Consider the following 14,678-nt stretch of genomic DNA (forward strand, 5'->3'; position numbering starts at 1 on the left):
TGTGAAATGAACTTTTCATTTTGAAACGCGCGAACATTTCGATTTGCGGATTATATATTTCAAGAGAAAATTGTCTACTCTCGGACAGATTTATTATAACCGTATGGATTTAGTATACAGATATGAAAATAAAAATGATCTGTTACCTCAACTATTTTTGAATTCACCGCGAATGATCAATGGATTTAGAGTGTTTGGTATACAATCATTTTGTAGTAGTAGAAATATTGTCAATGGTATTAAATTTTTGTTAGGTCCTTGTAGGTGGTTACTTATTCGAAGTTCTGAAACTGAGGATATCATTCGTTTCTATGCGGAAGGGCAATCTGAGAAAGAAACAGAAATGTTGTTGTCGTGTGGCCGGGAAATATTGGGAATATAACAAGACTTATGAGGTATTAAAAAAATAGGCGCTATTGTTTTTTTGAATTTATTTTCTCAAAAAATCTTTTTTTTTTGAGAAAATAATCTACGGTAATGTTCCGGTTAGTTTCAGGAAAGTTTTTAAGCAGGTTGGTTCTCGGCTGGGAGTTATACCGTTTTTTCATTTTTCGGTAGTCTATATGAGCTTTCCATACGGCTTTTACGTTTTCCCACTCTCCCGATAAAAGGAATTTTCCCATTGCTGCCGTGTCCATAAGTCTGCGGATGAATAATAAAGATTTTCCTTCTTTGAGAGGAAGATTCTTATAAAGCATTAATAGATTATTCCTGAAATTGAGATATGTCTTTCGGGGGTTCGAGGCGTTTAGTGTTCCTCCTCCCAGATGGTAGACGGTACTTTGCGGGATAATTACAATTCGTTTGCCCATAAGATGTACTCTCCAGCAAAGATCGATTTCTTCCATGTGTGCAAAGAAATCGGCATCGAGACCGCCGGCATTCAAGTATTCTGCCCTCCGGATAAATAGACACGCTCCGGTAGCCCAGAATATATCGGTTATCGAATCATATTGTCCGTAATCTTTTTCTATCGTGTCGAATATCCTGCCCCGGCAGAAAGCGTAGCCATATCGGTCGAGAAATCCTCCGGCCGCACCGGCATATTCAAAACAATCTTTTTGTCGGTATGCTTTCAATTTCGGCTGGCAGGCAGCAACGTCTCTATTTTTGTCACAGTATTCGACAAGCGGTTCTATCCATGCAGGTGTGGCTTCTACGTCCGAGTTCAATAATACTACGTATTCGTATTCGAGTGCTTTGATGGCTCTGTTATATCCTTCGGCATACCCGTAATTTTGCGGGAATGCCATGATTTTTACTTCGGGGTGATTTTTCTGTATCCATGCGATAGAATTATCGTCAGATCCGTTGTCTGCAATGATAATGTCCGCCAATTCGGGATTCGTATATCGGCACACGGACGGAAGAAACTTTTCCAGAAGAGCCAATCCGTTCCAATTCAATATGATGACTGCAACTTTTTTCAAAAGAGAAATTTTTATAAGTTTGATAAATCGGTTATCAGGAGCGTTTATGTTTCCAACGATTATGAGTCCATAACCAATATTCCGGCGCACGAAGTATTGTTGTTTCCATCATTTCCATATATTTGTTCGTAATTTCGAATTCTTCGGTCTCTTTCGGATTTTTAGATATTTCCCGGATTGTTACGGAATAATATCCTCTTTTTATTTTTTCGACATCGAAATAAAAAACGGAGAAGCCGACTTTGTGGGCGATTTTTTCGACTCCGGTAAATACCGGAGTATCATGGTTCAAGAAATTTACCCAATGGTGTATGTTTGCCGGAGAAGGAGTTTGGTCTGCCATAAATCCGGTGATAGACGGTCTGCCTGAGGATTTATAGCGTAAAATACTTCTTAGCGTGTCTTGTTTGGCAATACATTCGGAATGGTATCTTCCCCGAAGTTTGAGAAAGAAACGATCGAACCATTTGTTTTTCAGAGGACGATATATTTGTGCGAAAATTACGCTTCCTTTACGCATCCAGAGAGTGACGGACGGAACAAATTCCCAGTTGCCGTAATGTCCGAGCAGCATCAGGCATGAACCTCCGTTATCGACAATTTCCTGTAATGCTTCTGTATTGTGGAATTTTACCCTTTTTCGAGTCTCTTTGTCGGAGATATGGAGTAATTTGATCGTTTCTACGATATAGTCGCAGAAGTGATGGTAAAAAGCTTTTTCCATCCGACGGATTTCTTTTTCGCTTTTTTCAGGAAATGAGTCTTTCATATTTTGATATACCAGTTTTCTCCGGTAACGTACTATGTAGAACATCGGAAAAAATAGGATATCGGATAATATGTATAATATTTTCAGCGGTAACAGAGCATGTAGCCAAAAATAGAAATACAACGGAAAATAGAGGATATTTTCGGATGTTTCTTTTTTCATATCTACGGGTTTATTCGATAATTCGTGTTACGGTAAGAGCATCTCCTGTTTCATTGAAGTCTCCTAATAATATTTTGCATGTCGTGTTTACCCTGTTTTTCTCGTAAGGCATCTCGACGCGGATATAGTTGTCTGTGAATCCGTGCATAGGCGCTCCTTTTTTAGGGTGCTCGAATAAAACAGGTCTCGTTTTTCCTATTTGGGATGAATAGAATTCGTGTGTCTTTTTTTCGGAGATCTCAAGCATCTTTTTACATCGTTCGTGTTTTTCTTGGGGATTTACTACATGATCGATTTTAAGAGCTTGTGTATTGGGTCGTTCTGAGTAAGTAAATACGTGCAACTGAGAAATATCGAGCCCATAAACAAATCGAACAGCTTCGTTGAAGAATTGTTCGGTTTCACCTCTCACTCCGACAATGAGATCGACTCCTATAAATGCATCGGGCATTACAGATTTGATTTTTTGTATCTTGCTCTTGAAGAGTGCGGTATCGTATCGGCGATGCATCAGTTTAAGTACCTCGTCGCTTCCCGATTGCAACGGTATATGGAAGTGAGGAGCGAAACGGCGGGACGTTGCAACATAATTGATGATCTCATCGGTAAGTAAATTAGGTTCTATGGAAGAAATCCGGTAACGTTCTATACCTTCTACCCGATCTAAAGCTTTTACCAGATCGAAAAATGATTCTCCGGTCGATTTACCGAAATCCCCTATGTTTACTCCGGTAAGAACGATCTCTTTTCCGCCTGATGCTGCGACAGTTTCAGCTTGCTTTACCATTTCTGCGATCGATCCGTTTCTACTTCTGCCTCTTGCAAAAGGAATAGTGCAATAAGTGCAGTAATAGTCGCAACCGTCCTGTACTTTCAAGAAATAGCGGGTTCGGTCTCCTCGAGAACAGGAGGGACTGAAAGTCCGTATGTCTTGACTTTGCGTGGTGATGATCGTTCCGTTACCCTTTTGTTTATGCAGATCATCCAGATAATCTAATATATTTAGTTTTTGTTCTGCTCCGAGAACCAGATCTACATCGGGAATATGTGCTATTTCTTCGGGCTTCAGTTGGGCATAACATCCGGTTACTACTATAAATGCCCCTGGGTTTTGTCGGGCGATTTTTCGAATGGTTTGCCGGCATTTTTTGTCGGCTAATTCTGTTACCGAACAGGTGTTGATAATACAGATGTCAGCTTTTTCTCCGTTTCTGGCTTTGCGGATTCCCTGTTCTTCCAGAATCTTTCCAATCGCGGAAGTTTCAGCAAAATTGAGTTTACATCCTAATGTATAATAAACTGCTGTTTTATTTTCAAAAATTGTATGATCGACCATTAATGAGACTGTAATTCATATTAAAAACGAAACAAAGTTAGTCATTTTAAGGCAAAAAGTGTCGGTGCTGTAACATTCCTTAGCTATATTATAGGGAGAATACCAACTATTCATTATAAATTTGCAGTTCGACATAACTTAATTTGCCATGATCGAGGAAAATTTTATCAAAATCTATGAGAAAAGTTTTAAGGAAAATTGGGATCTGCCTGCATTGACCGATTATAATACGAGAGAAACTTTTACTTATGGAGAAGTTGCAGAGCAAATAGCCCGTTTGCATCTGTTATTTAAATATTGTCAGATTAGGCGTGGGGACAAGATTGCTCTTGTCGGCCGTAATACCCCCCGATGGTGTATAGCTTTTATGGCTACGGTTTCTTATGGAGCGATTATCGTTCCGATATTGCAGGATTTTAATGCAAATGATGTTCAGCATATTGTTAATCATTCAGATTCTGTTTTGCTTTTTGCCGGAGATTTGATTTGGGAAAATCTCGAAGTGGATAAACTGAGCCAATTACGCGCGACTATTTCTTTGGTGGATTATACTTGTCTTGATCAGCGGGACGGAGAATGTATTACTCAATGTTTGGGTGATATGGATAAGTTGTTTAAAAAAGCATATCCTAAGGGTTTTACGAGAGACGATGTCCGTTTTGCCGAATTAACTAATGACAAGGTAATCTTGATTAATTATACTTCGGGAACGACCGGTTTTAGTAAAGGGGTAATGCTTACGGGAAATAATCTCGGAGGAAATGTGTGTTTCGGAATATCTTCGAAACTTCATTTTTCAGGAAGTAAATGTCTTTCATTTTTACCTTTGGCACATGCTTACGGATGTGCATTTGATTTGTTAGTACCTTTGGCTGTCGGCACGCACATTACGTTATTGGGGAAAATTCCTTCGCCTAAAATATTGTTGAAAGCATTGGAAGAGGTAAAGCCTAATCTTATTATTTGCGTGCCTCTGATATTAGAAAAGATATATCGGAAGCAGATATTGCCGATGTTGAATAAACGTCCGTTGAAATGGGCTCTTAATGTTCCGTTGCTCGACTCCCGTATTTATGGGCAGGTACGAAAAAAACTGGTGGATGCTTTCGGTGGACGTTTTGAGCAGGTAATTGTCGGAGGCGCTCCTTTAAATGCCGAAGTTGAGGCTTTTTTGCATCGTATTAAATTTCCGTTTACTGTCGGTTATGGAATGACAGAATGCGGTCCTTTGATCAGTTATACTCACCATTCTGAATTTATACCACGTTCTTCTGGACGAATTCTTGAAGGATATATGCAAGTGAAGATCGACTCTTCTGATCCCGAGCTGATTCCGGGAGAAATTTGTGTACGAGGTGAGAACGTAATGGCCGGTTATTATAAAAATCAGGAAGCGACCGAAAAGGTGATCGATAAGGATGGTTGGTTGCATACCGGCGATATGGGTACGGTGAATAACGATGATACCATATTTATAAAGGGTCGTTACAAAACAATGATTTTGGGGGCGAGCGGGCAAAATATCTATCCGGAGGAGATCGAGTCGAAATTGAATAATATGCCGTTTATAATGGAAAGCCTTGTTATTGAAAAGGATGGACGTTTGGTCGCTTTGGTATATCCTGACTATGAGGCTGTTGATGATTATGGAATTGCGAATGAAGATTTGCCGGTAGCAATGGAGGAAATTCGGAAAAATTTAAATAAGGAGGTTGCTCCTTATGAACAAATCGCTAAAATTCATCTTTATCCGACTGAATTTGAGAAAACTCCGAAACGGAGTATAAAACGGTATCTTTATACAAATTTTTCTCCGATATAGCATTTCTGAAGAAAAAAGTTGACTTTTTTGAAAAAAAATGAGTTCAGGTGATACAACATTAGAAAATAATCTATACCTTTGAACCGTTTTTGAAGCAATAATTTATTGTTTTATATTTAATTTAAAGAAAATGAAAAAGTTAGTCTTGTTCTTCGCTGTTGCATTTGCAATGTCATTTGCAGCTTGTTCTTCTAAAACTACTAGCGACGCTACTAGCGCTGATTCAACTATGGTTGATTCTATTTCTGTAGTAGAAGAAACTGTAATCGTTGATTCTGTAGCTGCTGACTCAGCTGCTATCGTTGATTCAGCTGCAGTTGTTGCTGAATAATTTAGCGATAAGAACAAAAAGGAGTAATAGAGTGGTTCTGAGAAGAGCTGCTCTATTTTTTTTGAAAGAATTTTGCCGATATGGAATAATAAGATTAGCTTGGGACGATCAAGCGATTATCTGAATATTGACGTCTTTACCGAGTAATATTCGGCAAATGTCTTTAAACAGTAAGATTGTGTATGAAGATGCCTGTCTAGTATCATCTCGTAAGTCATTTTTATTGTAATTTTTCTATCTCCTAAAACAGTAAAGCCTCCAGCAAGTTATTTTGCCAGAGGCTTCTTGTTTATAAGAAAAGTTTTACTTATTAGAATTTAATTCCTAATTTGGCATTTATGGAATTTTTATATTCATATCCGATTTGCCATCCTGTATAATTAGCACCAACGCTTAGCCATTTTGTTAATTGGTAATCATAACCAGCTGATACTGAGATTGCAAATCGAGTGGATTTTTCTTCAAAGGTTTTGATCATGTCGTAAGCTCCTCCCGGAGATAATATGATTCCGTCTTTATATTGCTCTGATGAACCGATACCGGCTGTTCCTTGCATATAGATTTTATGCCTGTTTTTTTGTAATAAATCTCCACCTAAACCAAAGCCTAACATATAGTCTCTGACACTATTTGTCAAGGGAAAGTTGTAATTAATGTCGCCTTTTGTATAATTTGTAGTTTTGCTTCCGTCATTGATTCCTGCGTGGAAGTTTGCCAAGACATAAATATGATTATTCAAATAATGCTTGAACTCAACTCCAACATTATATCCTTTACTTTCCCATAACTCAGGAAAATGTTCATATCCTCCAAAGAAAGAAAATTGACTACTTCCTTTTTGCGCGTGAATGTTTAGAGATAATATAAAGAATAGAATAAGTATAATTTTTCTCATATAAATGTTGTTATAGATGGTGTTGTCTTCTGAAGTTTTTTATGATACAAAATCTGTTCCGTGGAAGTTTATTAAATAAAAGGTATTATCTATAAGTCTATGCTCGATTAAGATTAATTGGGGATAAAAGTTTAATAAAGAATATATTATTAAAATGGTAAAGAGGGGCGAAATTAAATTGCCCCTCTTTACTTATTTGTAATCTTTTATTTTTTTAAGGAACTTGATGTTCATAACCGAGAACGTCTATCAGCTTGATATTGAAAATCAAGGTGGAATAAGGCAATATGACTGAAGAAGACATTTCTGCTCCATATCCTAAGTTTTGAGGAATAATTACCTGACAACTGTCGCCGGGTTGCATACTCGTGAGAGCAATCTGAAATCCTTGTATGAATTGATCTACTCTTCCGGTGGTTGCACTGTCGGTATAAAGATAAGTCGAGTCGAAAGCTGTGCCGTTATACAGCATTCCTTTATACATGAATTTTACAGTGCTGTTGTTTAGCGGAGCGGGTTTTGTTCCATCACCTTTTTTGTATGTTTTCATCAGAATAAAACTTCCCGGATCCCAAACCGGATAAATTTCTGTGTAAACCGGAAATCCGTTTTCATCCGTTTCTGCCCTTTTCTGATTGAAGTAGGCCGCATTTTCATTTCTCCATTTCTGATATTGTGTCCATGTGTCTTCTTCATCGTCTTTACAAGACATTATGAAAACGACAATCAGTAATATTATAATTCCCGGAAATTTTTTCATCGTTTTTATTCCTTTTTATTTATCAATTAAAATTTTACTTCCGGTGCTTTTTCAGCTCCGGCTTCGGCTGTAAATTGAGGTTTTTTGTCAAATCCGCCTATTCCGGCTATAATGCTCGCAGGAAAACGACGTATCATGGCGTTGTAGTCCCGTACCATGTCTGTATATCTTGTCCGTTCGGTAGAAATGCGGTTTTCTGTCCCTTCAAGTTGTGCTTGTAGTTCCAGAAAGTTCTGGTTTGCTTTCAGGTCGGGATAATTCTCCGTTACCATTAACAGCCGCCCTAAAGCTTGGCTCAGTTCACCTTGGGCAGCCTGATATTTTTGCAAAGAAGCTTCGTTTAGGTTGTCGGGGCTGATTGTAACCTGTGTGGCTTTAGCCCGGGCATTTACCACAGCGTCGAGAGTCTCTTTCTCGTGAGAAGCATACCCTTTGACTGTATTTACGAGATTCGGGATCAGATCTGCCCGGCGCTGGTACTGATTTTCTACTTTTGCCCATTGAGACATTACGGCTTCATCGGCATTTACCATTTTGTTGTTTATCGATATTCCGTAGCCGATAATGATTACCAGCAAGGCAAGGATACTTATTAAGACGATAAGAGATTTTTTCATATATCCGTTATTTATTTTTCAACGATTTTTTTTAACAGAGACTTTAAACTAACCTGTTCTCCGATGATTTGTGCCAATTGATCGATAGGGACACGCTGCTGCTCCATCGTATCGCGATGACGGATCGTGACCATGTTGTCCTGAAGAGAATCATGATCTACGGTGACGCAGAACGGAGTTCCGATTGCATCTTGACGTCGATATCTTTTTCCGATAGAATCTTTTTCGTCGTATTGGCATTTGAAATCGAATTTCAGTGTATCAATGATTTCCCGAGCTTTTTCAGGCAGTCCGTCTTTCTTTACTAAAGGTAAGACTGCGAGTTTTACCGGAGCTAAAGGTGCAGGTAATTTCAATACTACACGAGACTCTCCGTTTTCGAGTTTTTCTTCGCAATAAGCTGCAGCCATGATACTGAGGAACATGCGGTCTACACCGATGGATGTTTCGATAACATAAGGAGTGTAAGACTCGTTCAGTTCGGGATCAAAATATTGGAGTTTTTTCCCTGAATATTTTTCATGACTTCCCAAATCGAAATTGGTACGGGAGTGGATACCTTCGACTTCCTTGAATCCGAAAGGCATTTCGAATTCGATGTCGGTAGCGGCGTTTGCATAATGTGCCAGCTTGTCATGATCATGGAATCGGTATTTATGGTCTCCTAATCCCAGCGCTTTGTGCCATTTGAGCCGTATTTCTTTCCATGTTTTAAACCATTCGAGCTCTTGTCCCGGGCGTACGAAAAATTGCATTTCCATCTGCTCGAATTCACGCATGCGGAATATAAATTGCCGAGCTACTATTTCATTACGGAATGCTTTCCCTATTTGAGCGATTCCGAAAGGAATGCGCATGCGGCCTGTTTTTTGTACGTTCAGGTAGTTTACGAATATCCCTTGAGCAGTTTCGGGACGCAAATATACCTTCATTGCTCCATCAGAAGTAGATCCCATTTCTGTGGAGAACATCAGATTGAACTGACGTACATCCGTCCAGTTTTTTGTTCCGCTGATCGGGCAAACGATTTCATAATCGAGGATGATCTGGCGCAACTCTTCGAGGTTGTTGTCATTCATTGCTTTAGCGAATCGACTGTGCAATTCTTCTCGTTTTGCTACATGCTCTTGTACGCGGGGATTGGTTTGTCTGAACAACGCTTCATCAAACGATTCTCCGAACCGTTTCGCCGCTTTTTCAACCTCTTTTTCGATCTTCTCGTCCATTTTTGCCAATTGGTCTTCGATCAGGACGTCTGCGCGATAACGTTTTTTAGAGTCTTTGTTATCTATCAGTGGGTCGTTGAATGCATCTACGTGTCCTGATGCTTTCCAGATTGTCGGATGCATGAAAATAGCAGAGTCGATACCGACGATATTTTCGTGGAGCAATACCATACTGTCCCACCAATATTTTTTTATATTGTTTTTCAGTTCTACACCCATTTGTCCGTAGTCATAGACTGCAGCGAGTCCGTCATAAATTTCGCTGGACGGGAAAACAAAACCGTATTCTTTACAGTGCGATACCAGTTTTTTAAAAACGTCTTCTTGTTGTGCCATATCTTTAGTTATGTTTTATATCTTTTATATCTTTATGTCGGTTTACTTAAAAAAAGATTGTTTATAACCTCGATTCTGAGGCTAATAAAGCGCAAAGTAAATGATTTTTTTCGATTTAATTTGTATTTTTGCATGAGCATGTCGTTATTAAGCTGATAAAAATGTTAAAACCGCAGATTTTGAAACTTCAGGGAAATTGACGATATGATTCGAGCGTTAAAAACACAGATATTTTAGATTCATGAGTGAAGAAGATAAAGAGCTGATTCCTGCTGATGATCAATTTGATGCGTCAAGCAACGATGTGGCGGAAGAGAATAGCCATTCGTCTTATAAAGTGCCGGGAGGCGATAAGCCGGATTTTAAATATCAATTGACGGGAATGTACCAAAGCTGGTTTCTGGATTATGCTTCGTATGTAATCCTCGAACGGGCAGTTCCTCATTTGGAGGACGGTTTAAAACCGGTACAGAGACGTATTCTTCACTCAATGAAACGATTGGATGACGGGCGTTATAATAAAGTTGCGAATATTGTCGGACATACAATGCAGTTCCATCCTCACGGAGATGCTTCTATCGGGGATGCTTTGGTGCAATTGGGGCAGAAAGACCTGTTGATCGACTGTCAGGGAAATTGGGGGAATATATTGACAGGAGATAGTGCTGCAGCTCCTCGTTATATCGAGGCGCGGTTATCGAAATTTGCTCTCGATGTCGTGTTTAATCCCAAAACTACGCAATGGAAGCCCTCGTATGACGGGCGGAATAAAGAACCTATAACGCTTCCGGTTAAATTTCCGTTATTATTGGCTCAAGGAGTCGAAGGGATTGCGGTAGGATTGTCATCAAAGATATTGCCTCATAATTTTAATGAGATATTGGATGCTGCAATAGCTTATCTGAGGAATGAACCTTTTGAACTGTTCCCGGATTTTCAGACGGGCGGATTTATCGATGTGACCCGTTATAATGACGGAGAGCGTGGCGGTTCTGTAAAAGTTCGGGCTAAAGTCGAGAAACGGGATAACCGGACTTTGGCAATTACCGAAATCCCTTACGGAAAAACGACGTCGACATTGATTGATTCTATCCTGAAAGCTTTGGAAAAGGGTAAAATAAAAATCCGCAAAGTAGATGATAATACGGCTCAGCATGCTGAAATATTGGTGCATTTGATCCCGGGTACTTCTTCTGATAAGGCTATCGACGCGCTATATGCGTTTACCGATTGTGAAGTAAGTATTTCTCCGAATTGTTGTGTGATTTGTGACAGTAAGCCTCATTTTTTGACGGTGAGCGATGTCCTTCGGCGCAGCGTCGATAATACGGTGCGGTTGCTGGGGGAAGAGTTGAGCATTCAAAAACACGAGTTGGAAGAGACTCTTCATTTTGCTTCGTTGGAAAAGATATTTATCGAAGAGCGGATTTATAAAGATAAAGCTTTTGAGGACAGTACCTCTATGGATATTGCCGTGGCGCATATCGATAAAAGAATAGAGCCTTTTAAACCTTCGTTTGTCAGAGAGGTTACCCGAGAGGATATTTTAAAGCTTATGGAGATAAAAATGGGACGTATCCTTAAATTTAACTCCGAGAAAGCTGAAGAGCAGATTGCTGCGATAAAGACGGATATCGAAGAGATAGAGAATCATTTGGCTCATATCGTAGATTATACGATTCGCTGGTATGAAGCATTGAAGAGTAAATATGGAAAGAATTATCCTCGGCGGACGGTAATCCGGAGTTTCGATACGATCGAAGCCACTAAGGTAGTCGAAGCAAATGAAAAATTGTATATCAACCGTGAGGAGGGCTTTATGGGAACCGGACTCAAGAAAGACGAGTTTATTTGTAATTGTTCGGATATAGATGATATAATTATCTTTTATAAAGACGGCAAGTATAAGGTCGTTCGGGTAAGCGAGAAAATGTTTATCGGGAAAAATGTGTTGTATATCAATGTATTCAAGAAAAACGATACCCGAACCATCTATAATGTCATATATCGTGACGGGAAAGACGGTCTTCATTATATCAAGCGTTTTGCCGTGACCGGTGTGACTCGTGACAAAGAGTATGATTTGACCCAAGGAAAACCGGGATCTCGGGTTGTTTGGTTTACTGCAAATCCGAATGGTGAAGCTGAAATATTGAAAATTACATTTAAACCCAAACCTCGACTTAAGTGTCTGTTCATCGATAAAGACTTTAGCGACATTGCGATCAAAGGGCGGCAGTCTATGGGGAATATCGTAACTAAAAATGAGATACATAAAATCTCTTTGAAAGAAAAAGGCGGTTCTACGTTAGGAGGACGGCAGGTTTGGTTCGATCGGGATATTTTGCGTCTTAATTATGATGGGCGGGGAGAGTATCTGGGTGAATTTCACGGGAACGACCAGATTCTTGTGATTATGAAGAACGGAGATTTTTGTACCACTTCTTTTGATGCGACTAACCATTATGAAGCGGATATTATGATTATAGAGAAGTATGATTCCGGTAAGACGTGGACTGCGGCTTTAAATGATGCAGATCAAGGATATCCTTATTTGAAACGATTCAAGTTAGAGCCGACTCAAAAGAAGCAAAATTTTTTGGGTGAGAACCCTAAATCATCTTTGATTTTACTTACTGATGAATCGTTTCCCCGCTTTGAAGTGGTGTTCGGAGGGAATGATGCATTCCGAGACCCGTTGATAATCGATGCGGAGGAGTTTATTGGCGTGAAAAGCTTTAAGGCAAAAGGTAAGCGTATATCTACCTATACGGTAGAGACAATCAATGAATTAGAACCTTTGCGTAAGGAGATTCCGCAGCCAGAAGTTCCGGAAGCCGAGTTACCGGATGATACGGATGCGGTTACAGACTATCAGAGTGAAGGAAACAGCGATATATTGGATGAAATTACCGGTCAAATGAAATTATTTTAAGAATGGGAATCCGGCAGTACCGAAGCATGTTTATTTTAATGATGTTTTTCCTATTCGGAAAAAATATCATACAGGCTGTTGAAAGAGATAACGATTCGGTGAAAATTGTTCGTCCGGTTGTCGCTTCAACTTATTTCTCTGTCGGAAATAATCAGGTTTACGACACTTATTTGTCGATCAATCGGTATAGCGGTCTTGATGTGGGCATCGGGCACGAAAGAATGAGAGTAGCTCCTTTCGGTGCCGGGCGATTGGCTGCACGGCATCTTTTCGAAGTCGATTTTTCAACTACTCGGAATCGTCCCGGAAACGGCATGATGATTACCGGTATGTTTGATTATTCTTTCGGGTTGTATCGGATTTTCCGTTTGCCTTGTAAGTTAAAATTGTTGGGAGGTGGGGAGTTGAGTACAAATGTCGGCGGAATATATAATCTCAGAAATTCTAATAATCCGGCGGCGGCAAAGGCTTCGGTCAATGCAGGAGTTTCCGGTATGGCCGTTTATACGTGGCGTGTATCCGGTTATCCGATTACGCTCCGTTATTCAATGTCTTTACCTTTTATAGGGACATTTTTTTGTCCCGGATACGGACAAACTTATTATGAGATGTTCAGTCTCGGGAATACGAAGGGTATTGTCCATTTCGGCTCTTTTCATAATCAGTTCGATATGAGTAATATGTTTACCGTCGATTTTCCGGTAGGAAGAAGTGCCGTGCGCATCGGGTATAAAAACCGGCTGCGTTCTACACACCAGAATCATTTGGTTTATAAAATGTACACACATGTATTTACTGTCGGAATCGCAACGGAGTTTGTAACACGTAGTCAGCGTAGAAAAGTGATGTCGGCAGCTTCTTCGATTTCTGCATTTTATTGATATGGTATACTATGATAGTCAAAGGGCGGATACTTTTTAAATATATTCTCGAATGTCGGGATATGGCGGAATATTTTTCCTCTAATGTGTTTTTGCGAGGTAAAGTTTGTAAAATGCTTAACCGGATTTTTATGGTTTGTTCGTTCGGGATGTTGTTTCTTTTTTCTTCTTGTATTCCCGAATCGGATTTTACAGATGATCCGGAAGGTAATTTTGAGGCTTTGTGGTCTATTATGGACGAAAGATATTGTTTTTTCGATTATAAAAATATAGACTGGAATGAAGTTCATCAACGTTATCGGTCGCGAATTGCACAGAATATGACAGATGAGGAGTTGTTCGGTGTATTGGCGGATATGCTGGCGGAGTTGCAAGACGGGCATGTGAACCTATCCTCTTCGTTCGATATGGCCCGGTATTGGAAATGGTTCGAAGACTATCCGGTAAACTTTAATGAAGAGATTGTCAATAAATATTATTTGCAGCAGCCCGATTATCAAATAGCCGGAGGTATGAAATATCGTATTTTAGCAAATACGAACATCGGATATATATATTATGCGAGTTTTTCTTCAGGAGTGGGAGAGAGTAATCTGGATCAGATATTTGCTGCATTTTCGTCTTGTGACGGGATTATTATCGATGTGAGAGACAATAGCGGAGGAATACTGACGACAGTAAATCGTATAGCCTCTCGTTTTATTACAGAAGATCGGATTTGCGGTTATATTCGGCATAAAACCGGTCCGGCTCATGATGCCTTCTCCGATTTTCATGAAATCAGGTTAGAAACAGCTCCTTCTGATCGGATACATTATCTGAAGCCCGTTGCCGTACTGACAAATCGCCGTTGTTATAGTGCAACGAATAATTTTGTATCGGTAATGAAAGAGTTGCCGCAAGTAAAAATTATAGGAGATTATACCGGAGGAGGAAGCGGTCTTCCTGTATCTTCTGAATTGCCGAACGGCTGGTCGGTGCGTTTTTCCGCTTCTCCCATTTATAATGTTAATAAAGAACACACTGAATTTGGGATTGCTCCCGATATTTTTGTGAATATGGCAGATACTCCAGATCGGGATGCGATCATAGAACGTGCGAAGGAATGGATTATGTCTGGAGGTAAATGAGGAAAAAAAGCGAATAATGTTTGCAAATTCATAAACTTCGATTACCTT

12 protein-coding genes are annotated in these 14,678 nt (G+C 39.7%); 5 read left to right on the top strand and 7 right to left on the bottom strand.

Annotation, left to right across the window (positions count from 1 at the left end; genetic code table 11):
* Window positions 1-413 precede the first annotated feature (413 nt).
* The 3 genes from AC1WHX_RS00005 to mtaB are packed head-to-tail and all read right to left on the bottom strand — an operon-like array spanning window position 414 to window position 3,697.
* Entirely contained in the window at window positions 414-1,430 is a 1,017-nt protein-coding gene (locus tag AC1WHX_RS00005; RefSeq protein WP_288640089.1) for a glycosyltransferase family 2 protein, read from the bottom strand.
* A 34-nt stretch (window positions 1,431-1,464) separates the two neighbouring features.
* Entirely contained in the window at window positions 1,465-2,361 is an 897-nt protein-coding gene (locus AC1WHX_RS00010; RefSeq protein WP_009319181.1) for a lysophospholipid acyltransferase family protein, read from the bottom strand.
* A 10-nt stretch (window positions 2,362-2,371) separates the two neighbouring features.
* Window positions 2,372-3,697 (bottom strand): tRNA (N(6)-L-threonylcarbamoyladenosine(37)-C(2))-methylthiotransferase MtaB, encoded by a 1,326-nt coding sequence (gene mtaB / locus AC1WHX_RS00015; protein WP_022390490.1) that lies wholly within the window; start codon window positions 3,695-3,697, stop codon window positions 2,372-2,374.
* A gap of 148 nt (window positions 3,698-3,845) precedes the next feature.
* On the opposite strand from mtaB, the gene AC1WHX_RS00020 reads away from it, so the two are divergent.
* Entirely contained in the window at window positions 3,846-5,519 is a 1,674-nt protein-coding gene (locus tag AC1WHX_RS00020) for an AMP-binding protein (protein WP_009319179.1), read from the top strand.
* 130 nt (window positions 5,520-5,649) lie between these two features.
* Window positions 5,650-5,850: a PG1828 family lipoprotein gene (locus AC1WHX_RS00025; protein WP_009319178.1), complete on the top strand. Its 201-nt coding sequence runs from the start codon at window positions 5,650-5,652 to the stop codon at window positions 5,848-5,850.
* Between the two features lie 310 nt (window positions 5,851-6,160).
* Here AC1WHX_RS00025 and AC1WHX_RS00030 read toward each other — a convergent pair whose 3' ends face one another.
* The 4 genes from AC1WHX_RS00030 to AC1WHX_RS00045 form a co-directional block, all read right to left on the bottom strand.
* Window positions 6,161-6,745 carry a hypothetical protein gene (locus tag AC1WHX_RS00030; protein WP_122337374.1) on the bottom strand — a complete coding sequence of 195 codons (585 nt, stop codon included), beginning with the start codon at window positions 6,743-6,745 and terminating at the stop codon, window positions 6,161-6,163.
* A gap of 214 nt (window positions 6,746-6,959) precedes the next feature.
* The gene (gene bamJ, locus AC1WHX_RS00035; RefSeq protein ID WP_122337375.1) at window positions 6,960-7,505 is read right to left on the bottom strand and encodes a BamJ family beta-barrel-assembly machinery protein; all 546 of its coding nucleotides are present in this window, start codon (window positions 7,503-7,505) and stop codon (window positions 6,960-6,962) included.
* Between the two features lie 26 nt (window positions 7,506-7,531).
* Window positions 7,532-8,122: a LemA family protein gene (locus AC1WHX_RS00040; protein WP_022390492.1), complete on the bottom strand. Its 591-nt coding sequence runs from the start codon at window positions 8,120-8,122 to the stop codon at window positions 7,532-7,534.
* An 11-nt stretch (window positions 8,123-8,133) separates the two neighbouring features.
* Window positions 8,134-9,684: a glycine--tRNA ligase gene (locus AC1WHX_RS00045; RefSeq protein ID WP_009319174.1), complete on the bottom strand. Its 1,551-nt coding sequence runs from the start codon at window positions 9,682-9,684 to the stop codon at window positions 8,134-8,136.
* A 241-nt stretch (window positions 9,685-9,925) separates the two neighbouring features.
* Here AC1WHX_RS00045 and AC1WHX_RS00050 point away from each other — a divergent pair, with 241 nt between their 5' ends.
* The 3 genes from AC1WHX_RS00050 (at window position 9,926) to AC1WHX_RS00060 (ending at window position 14,630) form a co-directional block, all read left to right on the top strand.
* Entirely contained in the window at window positions 9,926-12,619 is a 2,694-nt protein-coding gene (locus AC1WHX_RS00050; RefSeq protein ID WP_302545125.1) for a DNA gyrase/topoisomerase IV subunit A, read from the top strand.
* 2 nt (window positions 12,620-12,621) lie between these two features.
* Window positions 12,622-13,500, top strand: coding sequence for a DUF3316 domain-containing protein (locus AC1WHX_RS00055; protein ID WP_022390494.1), 879 nt, complete (start codon window positions 12,622-12,624; stop codon window positions 13,498-13,500).
* A gap of 113 nt (window positions 13,501-13,613) precedes the next feature.
* The gene (locus AC1WHX_RS00060; RefSeq protein WP_009319171.1) at window positions 13,614-14,630 is read left to right on the top strand and encodes a S41 family peptidase; all 1,017 of its coding nucleotides are present in this window, start codon (window positions 13,614-13,616) and stop codon (window positions 14,628-14,630) included.
* Window positions 14,631-14,678 lie beyond the last annotated feature (48 nt).

This window comes from Coprobacter sp. (genome assembly GCF_982436375.1).